This is a genomic window from Streptomyces sp. NPDC015131 (genome assembly GCF_043079975.1).
Taxonomy (GTDB): domain Bacteria; phylum Actinomycetota; class Actinomycetes; order Streptomycetales; family Streptomycetaceae; genus Streptomyces.
In genome coordinates this window covers 149,046-164,674 of the sequence record NZ_JBIBVB010000003.1, presented here as the reverse complement: position 1 = coordinate 164,674, position 15,629 = coordinate 149,046, and the positions used below count along the sequence as shown (strand labels likewise).

12 protein-coding genes are annotated in these 15,629 nt (G+C 74.5%); 3 read left to right on the top strand and 9 right to left on the bottom strand.

Features of this window, described 5'->3' with window-relative positions; all coding sequences use genetic code 11:
• Window positions 1-5: 5 nt before the first annotated feature.
• Window positions 6-2,792 (top strand): ATP-binding protein, encoded by a 2,787-nt coding sequence (locus ACF08D_RS12095; protein WP_392222495.1) that lies wholly within the window; start codon window positions 6-8, stop codon window positions 2,790-2,792.
• 55 nt (window positions 2,793-2,847) lie between these two features.
• Here the strand turns inward: ACF08D_RS12095 and nucS are convergent, their stop codons facing one another.
• A complete protein-coding gene (nucS, locus tag ACF08D_RS12090; RefSeq protein WP_392222494.1) occupies window positions 2,848-3,510 on the bottom strand; it encodes an endonuclease NucS in 663 nt (220 codons plus the stop codon).
• A 219-nt stretch (window positions 3,511-3,729) separates the two neighbouring features.
• Between nucS and ACF08D_RS12085 the strand changes: the two genes are divergently transcribed.
• Entirely contained in the window at window positions 3,730-4,122 is a 393-nt protein-coding gene (locus tag ACF08D_RS12085; RefSeq protein WP_392222493.1) for an SCO5389 family protein, read from the top strand.
• A gap of 66 nt (window positions 4,123-4,188) precedes the next feature.
• Here ACF08D_RS12085 and ACF08D_RS12080 read toward each other — a convergent pair whose 3' ends face one another.
• Window positions 4,189-5,223 carry an LLM class flavin-dependent oxidoreductase gene (locus ACF08D_RS12080; protein ID WP_392222492.1) on the bottom strand — a complete coding sequence of 345 codons (1,035 nt, stop codon included), beginning with the start codon at window positions 5,221-5,223 and terminating at the stop codon, window positions 4,189-4,191.
• 206 nt (window positions 5,224-5,429) lie between these two features.
• On the opposite strand from ACF08D_RS12080, the gene ACF08D_RS12075 reads away from it, so the two are divergent.
• Window positions 5,430-5,759, top strand: coding sequence for an ATP/GTP-binding protein (locus ACF08D_RS12075; protein ID WP_392222491.1), 330 nt, complete (start codon window positions 5,430-5,432; stop codon window positions 5,757-5,759).
• A 26-nt stretch (window positions 5,760-5,785) separates the two neighbouring features.
• On the opposite strand, the gene ACF08D_RS12070 is transcribed toward ACF08D_RS12075, so the two are convergent.
• From ACF08D_RS12070 to mce, 7 genes are all read right to left on the bottom strand, one after another.
• A complete protein-coding gene (locus ACF08D_RS12070; RefSeq protein WP_392222490.1) occupies window positions 5,786-6,601 on the bottom strand; it encodes an ABC transporter permease in 816 nt (271 codons plus the stop codon).
• Window positions 6,598-7,758 carry an ATP-binding cassette domain-containing protein gene (locus ACF08D_RS12065; protein ID WP_392222489.1) on the bottom strand — a complete coding sequence of 387 codons (1,161 nt, stop codon included), beginning with the start codon at window positions 7,756-7,758 and terminating at the stop codon, window positions 6,598-6,600. Before ACF08D_RS12065 ends, ACF08D_RS12070 begins: the two co-directional genes overlap by 4 nt.
• Before the next feature lie 199 nt (window positions 7,759-7,957).
• Complete coding sequence (locus tag ACF08D_RS12060) at window positions 7,958-8,737, bottom strand: ABC transporter permease subunit (RefSeq protein ID WP_392222488.1); 780 nt, start codon at window positions 8,735-8,737, stop codon at window positions 7,958-7,960.
• Between the two features lie 2 nt (window positions 8,738-8,739).
• A complete protein-coding gene (locus ACF08D_RS12055) occupies window positions 8,740-9,684 on the bottom strand; it encodes an ABC transporter ATP-binding protein (RefSeq protein WP_392222487.1) in 945 nt (314 codons plus the stop codon).
• Between the two features lie 167 nt (window positions 9,685-9,851).
• The gene (locus tag ACF08D_RS12050; protein WP_392222486.1) at window positions 9,852-10,790 is read right to left on the bottom strand and encodes a cellulose-binding protein; all 939 of its coding nucleotides are present in this window, start codon (window positions 10,788-10,790) and stop codon (window positions 9,852-9,854) included.
• Window positions 10,791-10,905: 115 nt separating this feature from the next.
• Window positions 10,906-14,958, bottom strand: coding sequence for a polarized growth protein Scy (scy, locus tag ACF08D_RS12045; RefSeq protein ID WP_392222485.1), 4,053 nt, complete (start codon window positions 14,956-14,958; stop codon window positions 10,906-10,908).
• Window positions 14,959-15,131: 173 nt separating this feature from the next.
• On the bottom strand, window positions 15,132-15,572 hold the full coding sequence (gene mce / locus ACF08D_RS12040; RefSeq protein WP_392222484.1) for a methylmalonyl-CoA epimerase: 441 nt from the start codon (window positions 15,570-15,572) through the stop codon (window positions 15,132-15,134).
• Window positions 15,573-15,629 lie beyond the last annotated feature (57 nt).

Genomic DNA, 15,629 nt, shown 5'->3' with positions numbered 1-15,629 from the left:
TCACCATGGACCCGATCAACCGGGCACCCGAGGACTTCGGTCACGACGACGGCGACAGCCGCCCGGGCAGCCCCCGTGACGGCGGCCCCTCACCCGCCTTCGCCCAGGGCGCGGCCCACCCCGGCCCCGCCCGTACCGCACAGCTCGTCACCGGCGACCTCCTGCTCACCGTCAACCCCATAGACGGCAGCGAGATCGAACCGTGCCCGCCCGGGCGCCGGCCCGAGCCCCCCGCGCGCCGCACCCCCGAGGAGCGCGCCGACCACACCCGCGCCGCCGGCCCGCCCGTGCCCCCCGGCCCCGCCGCACCGCCGCTGCCGCTCCTGGAGCGCCAAGAGGTGCGCGAGCGACTGGTCCGGCTGCTCTCGCGCGGCCGTTCCGTACGGCTCACCGGACCCGCCGGCTCCGGACGCACCGTACTGCTCGACGCCGTCGCCGCCGACTGCGCCGGCCTCGCACCCGACGGCGTCGTCCGGCTCTCCGGCCACCACCGCACGCCCACCGAGCTGCTGTACGAACTCTTCGCCGCCGTCCACCACGCCCCGGCCCACCGCCCCGGCCGCGCCGGACTCCCGGCCGCCGTCCGGGGCATCGGCGCCGTCGTCGTCCTGGACGACCTGGAATTCGGCGGCGCGGCCCTCGACGAACTGCTCGACGCCACCCCCGAGTGCGCCTTCCTGCTCGCCGCGACCCCCGACACCGAAGCGCCCTCCGAGGGCTCCCACCTCGAAGAGGTCGCCCTCTCCGGACTGGACCGGGACTCCGCGCTGGAGCTGCTGGAGCGCACCGTCGACCGCCCGCTCACCGAGGACGAGGCGAACTGGGCCGCCGACCTCTGGTTCGAGTCCGAGGGCCTGCCCCTGCGGTTCGTCCAGGCCGGGGCCCTGCTGCGGCAGCGCGACGGCCTCGGTGTCCGCCCGTCCGGCGAGGACGACGACGAGGACAGCGTCTTCACCGACGTCCGCGAGGCCCCGCTGCCCAGCCTCGGCGACGGCGCGGCGCCCGCCCCGCTGCTCGCCTCCCGGCTCTCCGAACCCGCCCGCGAGACCCTGCGCTTCGCGGTCGCGCTCGGCGGGGAAGTGCCCCACCCCGCGCACCTCCCGGCGCTCGCCAACGACACCCACGCCGACGCCGCCATCGGCGACCTGCTGCGCTGCGGACTGCTCACCCCGGTCGGCACCCGCTACCGGCTCGCCGCCGGAGTGACGGCCCAACTCGCCGCCCAGGGGTACGCCGAGGGCGCCGCCGACCGCGCCCTCGACGCCGCCCGCCACTACGCCTGGTGGGTCGGCCACCCCTCCGTCGGCCCCGAGCGGGCCGCCGCCGAGGCGGACGCCGTCCTCGCCGCGCTCACCGCGCTGGCCCAGGCCGCCGCCGACACCGGCACCACCGGCGGGTCCAGTGGGCCGGGCGCCGGCGGGTCCGGGGTCTTCGGCGCCGCCGACACCGCCGCCCCGGCCGACCGGGACGGGGACGACGAGGACGAGGGATACGCCGCCGCCGCGGTCGTCCTCGCCCGCAGCGCCGCGCCCGCCTTCGCCGCCGCCCCGCACTGGGGCGCGTGGGAACGGGCGCTGCGCACCGGCGCGGAGGCCGCCCGGCTGGCCGGCGAAGTGGCCGAAGAGGCGTACTTCCACCACGAGTTGGGCGTCCTCGCGCTGTGCGCCGGCAACCTGGACCGGGCCCGCGCCGAGCTGGAGGCGTCCATCGCCATGCGCGGCGCCCTCGCCGACAAGCGCGGCACGGTCGCGGGCCGGCGTGCCCTGGCCCTGGTCACGGACCACGAGCGCGGGATGCTCCCGGCGCCCGCGGTACGCCCCCAGGAACCGGTGTCCCCGCCGGCGGGCGTCCGGACGGTGCCCCTGCACAAGGACGGCTCGGCCGCCCCGGCGGTGACCGCCGGAGCCGCGCCGGACGTGCTCGCCGGCCGCGGCGACACCCCGAGCGCGGGGACCGGCTTCCCGGGCGCCCCGGCCCCGGCGGCGCGGCGGCCCCTGGCCCGGCGCACGGTCCTGCTCGGTGCCCGGCGCAACCTGGTCGCGGCCGGCGCGGGCGCCCTGCTGGCGGCCGTCCTGGGCACGGTGGTGACCCTGGGCGCGACCTCCGGCTCCGGCGACGGGGGCGGCGGGTCGGACCGGGTGACCTCCGACCGTACGACCGGGGACGGCACCGGCACCGGCGGCACCGGCGCGGACGAGCCGGACCAGGGCTCCACCCGCGACCCCGGCGACGGCGGCACCGGCGGCGGCTGGGACCCCGGCCGGGGCCAGGGCACCTCCGGCACGCCCGGCTCCTCGGCCGAGCCCGGCGAGAGCTCCAGCGCCAGCACCCCGGCCGGCCCGTCCGACGACCCGTCCGGCACCACGGGCGGCACGCCCACCACCTCCGGTCCCGGCACGTCCAGCCCCACCACCGGCGGGCCCACCACCGGGGGCACCGACCCCACGGGCGGCACCGACCCGACCGGCGGGACCGACCCCACGGGCGGCACCGACCCGACGGGCGGCACGGACCCCACCGGGGGCACCGACCCGACCGGCGGCACCGACCCGACCGGGGGCACCGACCCCACGGGCGGTACGGACCCGACCGGCGGCGCCAACGGCGACCCGGCCGGCGGCGGTGCCAACGGCGACCCGAGCGGCGGCGGCACCACGGGCGAGCCGACCGGCGGCGCCGGGGGCGGCACCAGCAGCGGCGGCTCCGAGGCCGGGGGCGGCGGGGCGGGCGGCGCCACCCAGAGCGCCCCGGCGACGACCGGCGCCCCCGCCCCGACCGGAACGGCGGCCTGACACGCGTACGGCCCCGGACGAGACCGGGGCCGTGCTGCCGTGACCGGGCGGCGGCTCAGAACAGCCGCAGCTTGTCGTCCTCGATGCCGCGCAGCGCGTCGTAGTCCAGCACCAGGCAGCCGATGCCGCGGTCGGTCGCCAGGACCCGCGCCTGCGGCTTGATCTCCTGCGCCGCGAAGACCCCCTTCACCGGCGCCAGCAGCGGGTCCCGGTTGAGCAGCTCCAGATAGCGGGTGAGCTGCTCCACGCCGTCGATCTCGCCGCGCCGCTTGATCTCCACGGCCACGGTGGTGCCGTCCGCGTCCCGGCACAGGATGTCCACCGGCCCGATGGCGGTGGGGTACTCACGGCGGATCAGGGTGTAGCCGTCGCCGAGTGTCTCGATCCGATCGGCGAGCAGCTCCTGGAGGTGCGCTTCCACGCCGTCCTTGATGAGCCCGGGGTCGACACCCAGCTCGTGGGACGAGTCATGGAGGATTTCCTCCATCGTAATGATCAGTTTCTCGCCCGCTTTGTTCACGACCGTCCACACACGGTCATCACCCTCCTTGAGGGTGCACGGCGGCGACATCCAATTGAGCGGTTTGTACGCCCGGTCGTCGGCGTGGATGGACACGCTGCCGTCGGCCTTGACCAGGATCAGACGGGGCGCGGAGGGCAGGTGGGCGGTGAGCCGGCCCGCGTAGTCCACGGAGCAGCGGGCGATGACGAGACGCATGGTCGGCAACGCTACAAGACACCCGCTCTTCCGCGCGATTCGGTCCTAAACTCCCCATCTCCCATGGCCGGTTGTGCACCCAATCTCCTGGTGCGCTCCGGACAGCGCGCTTACGGTGGACGCGGGAGGTCGCCGCTCGTGCACGCAGCGTGTCGTGCGGGGGGTGTCCTCCTTCCCTGCCCGTAAGACCCCGGGCCCGGGGTCGCGAGAGGAGAACCCATGTCGCTCGACGTCTCACCGGCGCTGTTGGAACAGGCCGAGCGAGGCGAGGTCGACGAAGCCGACTTCGTCGACTGCGTCCGGACCTCCCTGCCCTACGCATGGGAGATGATCAGCTCTCTGGTGGCCCAGCTGAAGGTGGACGGCGGAGCGTTCGCCGACAACCAGACGCCGCCGCCGGACGAGCAGGCACGCGGCCAGCTGCTGCGCGCGCTGGCGAGTGACGCCATCCGGGGTGCGCTCCAGCGGCACTTCGGCGTCCGTCTCGCCTTCCAGAACTGCCACCGCGTCGCGGTGTTCCCGCTGGACTCCGCGGTCGACGAGCGGCTCGCCCGCTTCACCTCCGTACGAGCGCAGCTGCTCAACCAGTCGCCGACCCTGCGCGACTGCTGACGTCCTGTGCTGCCGCTCCGCGCCGGGGGAGGTGCGCGGGGTGCAGGGGCGGCAGCATGGAGCCCGTCACACCAGCCGGGGCAGCACCTCCGCGCCCAGCCGCCGCACGTTCTCCTCGGTGGCCGCGAGGTCCCCGGAGCCCTCGACCAGCAGGGCGAAGCGGGTGATGCCCGTCCGCTCCGAGGTCGCCGCCAGCCGGTCCGCCGCGAGCCGGGGGGTGCCCACCGGATGCAGCCCGCAGAGCAGTTCCGTGTACGCGACCGGGTCGCGCATCGCGCGGTGCCGGCCGTCCACCGTCACATGGGCGTCGAGCCCCTGCCGCAGCCAGCCCGGCAGGGCCTTCGCCAGCGTCTCCACCGCGTCCTCCGTACGGTCCGCGAGCTGCGCCACGCCCGCCGACACATGCCCGGCCGCCACCCGGGCCACCTCGTCCGGGTCGTGGCCCGCGGCCAGCGCCTCGCGCCGCCATGCGCCGACGGCCTCGGCCTTCTCCTCGTCGCCGCAGTGCATGCCCAGCAGCATCGGCAGGCAGCGCTCGGCGGCCAGCCGCACACTCCGCGGCGAGGTGCAGGCGACGACCGTCTCCGGCACCGGATCGCCGTCGATCAGCTCCCGCGGCCTCGGGACGACGGCCACCTCGCGGAACCGGTGGCGCGGCCCGTCCGCCGCGACCCTGGGCTCCCGCAGCCAGCGCAGCAGCAGGTCCAGCGACTCGGGGAAGCCCGACTCGTACGCCGCGAGGCCCGAGCCGAACACCTCCAGGTCCACCCATGGCCCGCCCCGGCCCACGCCCAGCGTGAACCGGCCGCCCGAGGTGATGTGCAGCAGCGCGGCCTGCTCGGCCAGCGCCACCGGATGGGCCGTCGGCAGCACGCTCACCGCCGTGCCGACCCGGATGCGGCGCGTCCGGCCCAGCAGCAGCGCGGCGAACGTCACCGCCGAGGGGCACACTCCGTACGGCACGAAGTGGTGCTCGGCCAGCCACACCGAGTCCAGTCCGGCCTCCTCGGCCACCTCCGCCGACCGCACCGCCCGGTGCAGTGCCTCCCCCTGCCCCTGGCCGGGAAACTGGGCCGCCAGTACAAAACTTCCGACACGCATCGCCTTCTGCCTCCTTGACCGGCCGACGCGGCTCCCCTCATCGGCAACAACGTCTGGCAGGTGCCAAAGGCAACGGCTCACGGGGAAGTTGTTGCGATTTTCCGGTAACCCGCACCGCCCGCGCCTCCCCGGCCGTGCGGATACCCGGGGCCGGGGCCCTTAGGCTGGACGGGCACACAACCGCGTCCGCCCCAGTGAGGTGTTCCGTGTCCCCGCGTCGCAACCGCCCCCGTGGCGGCGAGAAGCCGAACGAGACCGGCGGCGGGTCGGGCGACCGGTACGGAGGCTTCCAGCGCACCGAGTCGTGGCAGGACGAGGAGTGGTCGGTCCGCCATGTGGCCGGGGCGAGCGCCGCGGGCAAGCGGTACCGCTGCCCCGGCTGCGACCAGGAGATCCCCGCCACCGTGCCGCACGTGGTGGCCTGGCCGGAGTACGGCGGCGTGGACGACCGCCGCCACTGGCACAAGGCGTGCTGGAACGCGAAGGACCGCCGCACCACACGGGTGCAGCGGTCCCGGAACGCGCCCCGCCACTGAGCGCGTCTGCGGACGGGCGCCGCGCGTCAGACGTCGCGCTTCTCGGTGGCGAGGAACGCGCCGGCCAGCACGACCGCGGCCAGCCCGCTGAGGATCCACAGCGGCGTCCAGCCGTGCGGTCCGCCGGCGGTCAGGCCCTCGTCGCTGTAGAAGGCGATCAGCAGGCTCGGCACCGAGTACTGGAACAGGAACTCCTGCACCTTCGGCAGCGACGACATGAACATCGCGGCGACCAGCGGCAGCAGAATGACACCGATCATGATGGTGATCGCCCCGGCGGAGTGCCGGACCAGGGCGCCGACGCCCAGCGCCAGCAGGCCGAGGACGGCGGTGAACAGACCGGCGCCGACCGTCGCCCGCACCCACTCCTCACCGGTCGCGGTGCCCGCCTCGATCATCGAGGTCTGCAGCGCCGCGACCACGGCGGCGGTGATCGCCGTGACGACCAGCGTGAGCAGGAAGAAGACGATCGCCTTCGCCGCCAGCACCCGGCTGCGGCTCGGGCAGGCGGTCAGCGTCGTACGGATCATGCCGGTGCCGTACTCGGAGGCGATGGTGAGCACCCCGAGGGTGACCACGCAGATGGTGCCGAGCAGCACCCCGTTGAAGCCCAGCGGGAGCGCGGACTCCCCGCCCATGTCCACGTCGGTCGCGTTGATCGCCACGATGCTGAGCACCCCGACGCCCACCATGAGCAGGATCATCACGCCGAGCGTCCACATGGTGGAGCGCACGGAGCGGATCTTGGTCCACTCGGAGGCGAGGGCGTCCCCGAGGTGGGCGCGGCGCACCGGGATGGGGGAGTTGTAGTGCTGCTGCGGCGGGTGGGGCGCGGTGGTCATCGGGCGTCCTCGCTCTTGCTCAGGTCTGCGGGGGCGGGCGCGGGGGCGGCGGGCGGCTGCGCCGGGGGAGCCACCGGCACGGCCGGCGGCACGACGGCCGGCTGCCCGCCCGCGTACGGGTTCTGTCCGGGCGGCGGCGGGGCGTACCAGCCCTGCTGCGGCACCTCGGGGACGGCCTGCTGCTGCGGCGGCAGCTGGCCCGCCGGGGCCGGCGGCGCCATCAGCCCGGCCCGCTGGTCGGTCGTCGACCGGTAGTCCACGGCGCCCTGGGTCAGGCGCATGTACGCCTCCTCCAGCGACGCCTGGTGCGGCGACAGCTCCCAGAGGCGTACGCCGGAGTCGAAGGCCAGGTCGCTGATCCGGGGCAGCGGCAGCCCGGTCACCCGCAGGGCGCCGTCCGGCTCGGACAGGACCTGCCCGCCCGCCTCGGCGAGCACGCCGACCAGCTTCTCCCGCTGCTCGGGCTCCGTCTGCGGCGTACGCACCCGGGCGAAGTCCGCGGAGTTGGCCGAGATGAAGTCCTTCACGCTCATGTCGGCGAGCAGCTGGCCGCGGCCGATCACGATGAGGTGCTCGGCGGTCAGCGCCATCTCGCTCATCAGGTGCGAGGAGACGAAGACGGTACGGCCCTCGGCGGCCAGCGCCTTCATCAGGTTGCGCACCCAGAGGATGCCCTCGGGGTCCAGGCCGTTGACCGGCTCGTCGAAGAGCAGCACCTGCGGGTCGCCGAGCAGCGCGGCGGCGATGCCGAGCCGCTGCCCCATGCCCAGCGAGAAGCCGTTGGACCGCTTGCGGGCCACGTCCTGGAGGCCGACGACCCCGAGGACCTCGTCGACCCGGCGGGCCGGGATGCCGGCGAGCTGGGCCAGCGACAGCAGATGGTTGCGCGCGGTGCGCCCGCCGTGCACCGCCTTGGCGTCGAGCAGCGCGCCGACCTGGCGCGGCGCGTTCGGCAGCTGCCGGAAGGGGTGCCCGCCGATCGTCACATGGCCCGCCGTCGGCCGGTCCAGCCCGAGGATCATGCGCATCGTGGTCGACTTGCCGGAGCCGTTCGGTCCCAGGAAGCCGGTTACGGTCCCCGGCCTGACCTGGAAGGAAAGGTTGTACACGGCCGTCTTGGCGCCGTAGCGCTTCGTCAGGCCGACTGCCTCGATCATTCTCCAGCCCCATCGACAGGTGGTCACGTCGTCGGGCCCGCGGCATGCTGACGCACGGCCCCCGTAAGAGGTAAGAGGGTATCCGTACCTTGACGGTTCCACGGAAGCCGGAGGCGGGGAGATTTCGCGGAGGCCGGCCCGGGCGCCGGGCGCCGGGCGCCGGTGCCGGGCGACGGGGTCCGGGGTGACAGGCGGCGCGTCAGGCGTCCCGGCGCTTGAGCACCAGGTAGCCGCCCACCAGGGCCGCGATCACCCAGAGCGCCATGATGCCCATGCCGCCCCAGGGGCTGTACGGGGCCGGATCGCTGCCCAGCGCCCCGGGCACCACCTGCATGATCGTGGAGCCCGCCTGGTCGGGGAAGTACTCGGCGACCTCCTTGGCCTTCGGCACGGCGGTGAGGATCTGGGAGACCAGGAAGAAGAACGGGACCAGGATGCCCAGCGACAGCACGGTCGACCGCAGCATCGCGGCGACGCCCATCGAGAAGACCGCCATCAGGGCCATGTAGAGCCCGCCGCCGACCACCGCGCGCAGCACGTTCTCCTCGCCCAGGCTGGTGCGGTGCTCGCCCAGCAGGGCCTGGCCGAGGAAGAAGGTCAGGAAACTGGTGGCCAGGCCCACGACCAGGGCCAGCACCCCGGCCACCGCGATCTTGCTGAAGAGGAAGGTCGCCCGCTGCGGCACGGCGGCCAGGGACGTACGGATCATGCCGGTGCTGTACTCGGTGCCGACCACCAGCACCCCGAACACCACCATCGCCAGCTGGCCCAGCAGCATCCCGGAGAAGCTGACCACCGTCGGGTCGAAGGTCGCCTGCTCGATCTCGGGCATCTCCTCGAAGGTCTGGTTCACCAGGGCGGACAGGGCCGCGCCCATCGCGACGGTGACCACCAGCGCGCTGGCGAGGGTCCAGACCGTCGAGGAGACCGTACGGATCTTGGTCCACTCCGACTGGAGGACCGCGGGTGCCGACGCCATGGTCAGACCTCCTTCGACCACTGGGGGCCGGCCGGTTCGCCCGCCGCGTGTGCGTGGTACTCCACGGCGCCCGCCGTCATCCGCATGAACGCCTCCTCCAGCGACGCCCGCTGGGCGCTCAGCTCGTGCAGGGTGATCCCCCGGGCGGCGGCCAGCTCACCGACCTGCTCGGTGGTGGCGCCGTCGACCTCCAGCGCGCCCTCGGCCCCGTCGACGGCGGTCAGCCCGGCGGTGGCGAGCGCGTCCCGCACCTGCTCGGGCTGCGGGGAGCGCAGCCGTACATAACTGCGCGAGTTCTGGTGGATGAAATCCGCCATGCTCGTGTCCGCGAGCAGCTTCCCCTGCCCGATGACGATCAAGTGCTCGGCGGTCAGGGCCATTTCGCTCATCAGATGGCTGGAAACGAAGATCGTCCGTCCGTCGGCCGCCAGCGCCTTCATCAGATTGCGGATCCAGTGAATTCCCTCGGGGTCCAGACCATTGACGGGTTCGTCGAACATCAGAATTTGCGGATCACCCAGGAGAGCGGCGGCGATTCCCAGCCGCTGGCCCATACCCATCGAAAAACCTTTCGGTTTCTTCCGGGCCACGGCGGTGAGACCGACCAGCTCCAGCACCTCGGAGACCCGCTTCGCGGGAATGCGGTTGGACTGCGCCAGACACAGCAGGTTGTTGTACGCGGTGCGCCCGCCGTGCAGCCCCCGGGCCTCCAGCAGCGCGCCGATGTACTTCAGCGGCTCGTCCAGCTCCCGGTAGTGCCTGCCGTCGATCCGGACGGTGCCGCTCGTCGGGTGGTCCAGGCCCAGCACCATGCGCATGGTGGTCGACTTGCCCGCGCCGTTCGGGCCGAGGAAGCCCGTCACCACGCCCGGGCGGACCTGGAAGGAGAGATGGTCGACCGCCGTCTTCTTACCGAAACGCTTCGTCAGCCCCTCGAGCTCGATCACCCGTCCACGCTACGGGCGCCCGGGGCGCACCGCCACCGGAATGACACGCCTTTCCGGCGCCCCGCCGTCGTCCGCCCGGGCGCGCGAAGGGCCCCGCGGGGCTTCCCCGGCGCCCTCGGGCGCACCGGGAAGTCCCACGGGGCCCTGGAGGCCCGTGGCGCGAGCGACTAGCGGGTCTGCTGCGCCGGGACGCCGCGCGACACCGGCTCGTCGTCCGCCGGCGAACCGGCCGCGGCCACCGCCGCACCGGTCAGCGTGGCCAGCATCTCGCGGACGTTGGTCAGCTGGGCGTTGATGGAGTCGCGGCGGTTCGTCAGCGCCGCCAGCTCGCGCTCCGATTCGCTGCGGATACGATCCGCCTTCGCGTTCGCGTCCGCCACGATGTCCTCGGCCTGGCGCTGCGCCGTCTCCACCGTCTGACGGGCCCGGCGCTCCGCGTCCGTCCGCAGCTTCTCCGCCTCCAGGCGGAGCTGCTCCGCCCGGTGCTCGATCTCGGCGAGACGCTTCTCCGCCTTCGCCTGGCGCGACGCCAGGTCCCGCTCCGACTGCTCGCGCCGCTTGGCGAGGTTCGTCTCGAAGTCGGCGGCGGCCTGCGCGGCCTTCGCCCGGGTCTCCTCGAAGAGGGCGTCCGCCTCCTCGCGCTTCGACTGCGCGTCCTTCTGCGCCTCGGCGCGCAGCGAGTTGGCCTCGCCCTGGGCCTTCTCGACGATCCGGACGCCCTCGTCCTCGGCCTTCGCCTTCCGCTCCGCCGCGAACGTCTCCGCGTCGTTGCGCACCTGCTGCGCGGCCGACTCGGCCAGCTCGCGGTGCTGCTCGGCGGCGCGACGGGCCTCCTCACGCAGGTCCTTCGCCTCCTCCTCGGCGAGGCGGAGGATCTTCTCGACGCGGGCACCGAGACCGGCGTACGACGGCTCGGCGTCGCTGACCTGGGCCTGGGCGTTCTGCGTCTCGAGGTGGAGCTCCTCGATGCGCTTTTCCAGAGAGGTGATGCGGGCCAGAGCACTGTCTCGGTCGGCGACGAGTTTGGTAATGCGGTCATCCACCTGACCGCGGTCGTAACCACGCCGCACGAGCTCGAAGCCGAAGGGGGAGGAAGTGTCGCTCATGGGGTTCCTGTCGAATGAGACCGGTGAGGTGTTAGGGGGAATCCTAGGGGTCCACACGGCGTGTCTTCGAGCGGATGCCCGTTCAAACCGGAGAATGTCCAGCCTTTTGAGTGGCTTACTCGTCGGTTGACTTGCCACTCGAACGGGTAACGCCTGCCGCCGCCGTGGCCTTGACCCCGCCGTCCTTCGTACCCCCCGCGGGCGTCTCGAAAGACTCCAACGCCTCCAGCACGTCCTGGACACGGGAGATTTCGGCCTGGATGTCCTCCCGCCGCCGTACCAGCACCTCCAGTTCGCGCTTCCCGTCGGAGATCATCTTCTCGGCCTCGCGCTCCGCGTCCGCCTTGATCTTCTCCGCCTCGCGGGTCAGCGTGGCCTTCTTCTGCTCGGCCTCCTTGAGCAGCCCCTCCGCCTTCTTCACCGCGGAGATACGGACCCGGCTCGCCTCCGAATTGGCCTCCGCCAGCAGCTCCTTGGCCTTCTCCTCGGCCTCCGCCCGCTGCTCGGTGGCCGCCTTCACCAGCTTGTCGACCCGCTCGCCCGCCGCCTTCATCTGCTCGGCGCTCTCCCGGCGGGCCCGCTCGTGCAGCTCCTCGACCTCCGCCTCCGTACGCCGGCGCTGCTCCTCCGACCGCTCCCTTATGGCGGTCGCGTCGCCCCGCGCCCCGACCAGCAGCTCGTCGGCGTCCGTACGGGCCTTCTCCACCAGGGTGTTGCCCTCCACGGTCGCCTCGGCGACGATCCGCTCCGCCTCCTTGCGCGCCGCGCCCACCATCGTGTCGGCCTGCGACTCCGCCTCGGCCGTGGCGCGCAGCGCCTCCTCCTGCGCCTTGGCGATGAGCTGGTCCGCCTGCTCGGCCGCGTCCGCCCGCCGCTTGGCCGCCGCCTGGCGCGCCTCGTCGACCACCCGGTCCGCCTCGGACCGCGCCTCGGAGCGCACCTGCTCGGCCGCCGCCTCCGACTCCGTACGCAGCCGCTCCGCCTCGACCCGGATGCGCTCGGCGGCCTGCTGCGCGGACCCGACCGTCTCGGCCGCCTCCGCCCGCAGCCGCTCCGCCTCACCGGTCGCCTCCGCCCGCAGCCGCTCCGCCTCCGCCGCCGCCTCGGCGACCAGCCGCTCGACCCGCTCCGCGGTCTCCGCGCCGATCCGCTCGGCCTCGGCGGCGGCCTCGCCCACCAGCTGGTCCGCCTGCTCGGCCGCGTCCGCCCGCCGCTTGTCGGCCGCCTTCCGCGCCTCGTCCAGGACCTGCTCGCCGTCCGCCCGGGCGGCGGCCCGCAGCTCCTCCGCGCGCGCCTCGCCGTCCGCCCTGACCTGCTCGGCCTCCGCGCGCAGCCGCGCCGCGTCCCGCTCCGCCACCGCCAGCAGCTCGGCCGCCTCGGCCGTCATCCGCTCGGACTCGCCCGTCGCCTCGGTGACCAGCCGGTCCGCCTGCGCCGCCGCCTCCGACCGGATGCGGTTGGCGTCCTCGCGCGCCTCCGCCCGGGCCCGCGCCGCGTCCTGCTCCGCCGACGCCAGCGCGTCCGACGCGTCCGTACGCATCCGCTGGGCGTACTCGGCGGTGTCGGCCCGCAGCCGCTCCGACTCCTCGATCGCGTCGGCCATCGTGCGCTCCGCGAGCGCCTTGGCGGCCTCCGACTCCTCCTGCGCCCGCTCCCGCACCCGGCCCGCGTCCTCCGCGGCCCGCTCCCGCTCGGCGTACGCGTCGGAACGGACCCGGTCCGCCTCCTCCTGCGCCTCGCTCCGCGTCCGCTCCGCCGCGTGCTCGGCCGCCGACCGCAGCCCGGCGATCTCCTCCTCGGCCTGCTCGTGCAGCCCCGCGACCGCGTCCCGCACCTGCTGCGCCGTCTGCTCGGCCGCCGACACCATCTCGGTGGCCCGCCGGTCCGCCTCCTCGACCAGCCGCTGCGCCTCGGCCTGGGCCTCCTCGACCCGCTTGCGCGCCGACGCCAGCAGCTCCTCGCTCTGCTCGCGCGCCCGCTCCCGCTCCTGGTCCGCCTCCGAGCGCGCGGCGCCGAGGGTCTCCTCCGCCTCCCGGCGGCGGCGCTCCGCCTCCGTACGCGCGGCGGCCAGCTCCTCGGCGGCCTCCGCCGTCACCCGCTCGGCCGCCGCGGCGGCCTCCGCCCGCACCCGGTCGGCCGACTCCTGCGCCTCCGCCTTCAGGCGCTCCGCCTCGGTGGCGGCCTCCGAACGCAGCCGTACCGCCGCGTTCTCCGCCTCCGCCCGCGCCCGGGACGCGTCCGACGCCGCCTCCGTACGCAGCCGCTCCGCCTCCTGCTCGGCCTGCGCCTGCAGCGACCGCATCCGCTCGGCGGCCTCGGCGCGCTGCCGCTCGGCCTCCTCGCCGGCCTCGCGGCGGATGCGCTCGCTCTCCGCGCGGGCGTCGGTCAGCGCCTGCTCGGCGGCGGCGAGCCGGCCCTCCGCCTCGGTGTGCAGCCGCGTCAGCTCCTCGGCGGCCTCCGCCTGCCGGTCCGCGACACCCCGCTCGGTCTCCTCGCGCAGCTCGGCGGCGGCCCGCTCGGCCGCGGCCCGTACCGACTCGGCCTGCTCCTCGGCCTCGGCGCGCAGCCGCTCGGCCTCCTCGCGGGTGCGCTCCAGTGTCTCCTCGGCCTGCTTGCGCAGCCCCGTCGCCCGCTCGACCGCCTCCGTACGGAGCCGCTCGCTCTCGGCCGCCGCGGCCGTCCGCAGCTCGTCGGCGTCCGCCTTCGCCTTGGTCAGCAGCTCCTCGGCGGTACGGGCCGCCTCCTCGATCTGCTGGACCGCCTCGCGCCGGGCCTCGCCGCGGATCCGCTCGCCCTCGGAGATCGCCTCCGAGCGGAGCTGCTCGGCCTCGCCGCGCAGCCGGCGCGCCTCCTCCTGCAGCTCGACCGTCTTGGCGCGGTACTCCTTGGTGTCGTCCTTCGCGGCGCCCTTGAGCTGCTCGGCCGTGTCGTGCGCCTCGGCCCGCAGCCGGTCCGCCTCGGCCTCCGCCTCGCGACGGATCCGCTCCGCCTCCTCGGACGCCTTGCGGGTGGTCTCCTGGGCGTCGTCGGACGCCTTGGACAGCACCTCCTCGGCGGTACGGGCCGCCTTGGCGAGCTGCGCCGCCGAGTCCTCCGCCGCCGCCGTACGCGCCTTCTCGGACGCCTCCGAGACCAGCTTCTCCGCCGCCGCGCGGGCGTCGGCGAGCGCCTGCTCGGCCTCCGCCTTCAGCGCCTCGGACTCCTTCGTCGCCTCCGCGACCAGCCGGGCGATCTCCGCCTTGGCCGTACGGGTGCGCTGCTCCGTCTCCGACTCGGCGCTCGTCAGCCGCTTGGCCGCCGCCTCCCGGGCCTCCGCGAGGACCTTGTCGGCCTCCGCCCGGGCCTCGCGCAGCCGCTCCTCCGCCTCGGCCATCCGCTGCTCGGCGGACCGGCTCAACTCGGCGGCCTGCTGGCGCGCCTGGTCCGACTCGGCGGTCGTCGCGCTGCGCAGCTGCTCGGCGTGGCTGGTGGCCTCCTGGGCCTGCGTGGACGCCGCGTTCAGCAGCCGCTCGGCGTCCTTGCGGGCGCGCAGCAGGATCGCCTCGGCCTCCGCGCGGGCCGTCTCCGCCTCGGCGCCCAGCCGCCGGCGGGCCTCCTCGGCCAGCCGGGTGGCCTCCGCGCGGGCCGCGGCGAGCGCCTGCTCGGCCTCCGCGCGGGACTCCTCCATCAGCCGGCGGGCCTGCGCCTCGGTACGGGCGCGCAGCTGCTCCGCCCACGCCACGTTCTCGTTGACGTGCGCCTCGACGGTCTGGCGGCGCTCCGACAGCTCCTGGTCCAGCCGCTGCCGCCGCTGCACCGCCTCCTGGTGCAACTCGGCCTGGAGACGCGCCTGGTGCTCGGCGTGCTCCTGCAGGATCCGCTGCGTCTGGGCCCGCGCCTCGCGCAGTTCGCGCTCCGCGTCCGAGCGGAGCTGCTCGGCCTGGATCTGGGCGTTCCGCAGCAACTGCTCGGCCTGGTAACCGATGTCGGCGCTGTCGTACGCGGGCCGGGACGCGATCGTGCGGCGCGCCTCGTGGAGCTTGGCGCGCAGCACCTCGACCTGGTAACCGAGGTCCTCGGCGTGCTGGACGGCCTTCTCCCGCTCGGTCTTCAGCCGGTCCATCTCGGCCTCGAACCGCGAAAGGTGGTCGTCAGCCCGGTGGCTCTCCTGGCGTTCGTAGCCCCGCACTGCGCGGTCCCATCCGTCCCCTGGTCGCAACTCTTGGTACGAGCACCGTTCGCCGGCGAACGGCCCCCCGGGGAATGGTGTCAGATCGAATGGCTCGACCACGACGCCGCGGCACGGCCCCGATCCGGCCCCGGCCCGGAGCCGCCCACTCTACCGGGCCGGGAATGGGGAGGTCAGTGCTCCACCGAGGACGTTCCGGCGGAGGTGACCAGTTCGGTGAGGACCCCGTGACAGTCCTTGGGGTGCAGGAAGGTGATGCGCGACCCCATCGAACCGGTGCGCGGCTCGTCGTACAGCACGCGCACGCCCTTCTCGCGGATCGCGGCGGCGTCCCCGTCCACGTCCGCCGTGCCGAAGGCGATGTGGTGGACGCCCTCGCCGTTCTTGGCGAGCCACTTGCCCACCGCCGAGTCCTCCCGGGTGGGCTCCAGGAGCTGGAGGTAGGAGGCGCCGCCGTCGGAGGTGCCGTTGATCCTCAGCATGGCCTCGCGCACCCCCTGCTCCTCGTTGACCTCGGTGTGGAACACCTCGAAGCCGTACGTGGCACGGTAGAACTCGACGGTCCGGTCGAGGTCGAGGCAGGCGATCCCGATGTGGTCGATTCGCGTCAGCATGGGACCAGTGCAGCGCGGGCCCGGTGGTTACGCAACGTGCCAGCCGTCACACCGACC

Coding starts and splice junctions, on each gene's coding strand:
- ACF08D_RS12095 (WP_392222495.1), top strand. CDS start 6: ATGGACCCGATCAACCGGGCACCCGAGGACTTCGGTCACGACGACGGC.
- nucS (WP_392222494.1), bottom strand. CDS start 3,510: ATGCGTCTCGTCATCGCCCGCTGCTCCGTGGACTACGCGGGCCGGCTC.
- ACF08D_RS12085 (WP_392222493.1), top strand. CDS start 3,730: ATGTCGCTCGACGTCTCACCGGCGCTGTTGGAACAGGCCGAGCGAGGC.
- ACF08D_RS12080 (WP_392222492.1), bottom strand. CDS start 5,223: ATGCGTGTCGGAAGTTTTGTACTGGCGGCCCAGTTTCCCGGCCAGGGG.
- ACF08D_RS12070 (WP_392222490.1), bottom strand. CDS start 6,601: ATGACCACCGCGCCCCACCCGCCGCAGCAGCACTACAACTCCCCCATC.
- ACF08D_RS12065 (WP_392222489.1), bottom strand. CDS start 7,758: ATGATCGAGGCAGTCGGCCTGACGAAGCGCTACGGCGCCAAGACGGCC.
- ACF08D_RS12060 (WP_392222488.1), bottom strand. CDS start 8,737: ATGGCGTCGGCACCCGCGGTCCTCCAGTCGGAGTGGACCAAGATCCGT.
- ACF08D_RS12050 (WP_392222486.1), bottom strand. CDS start 10,790: ATGAGCGACACTTCCTCCCCCTTCGGCTTCGAGCTCGTGCGGCGTGGT.
- mce (WP_392222484.1), bottom strand. CDS start 15,572: ATGCTGACGCGAATCGACCACATCGGGATCGCCTGCCTCGACCTCGAC.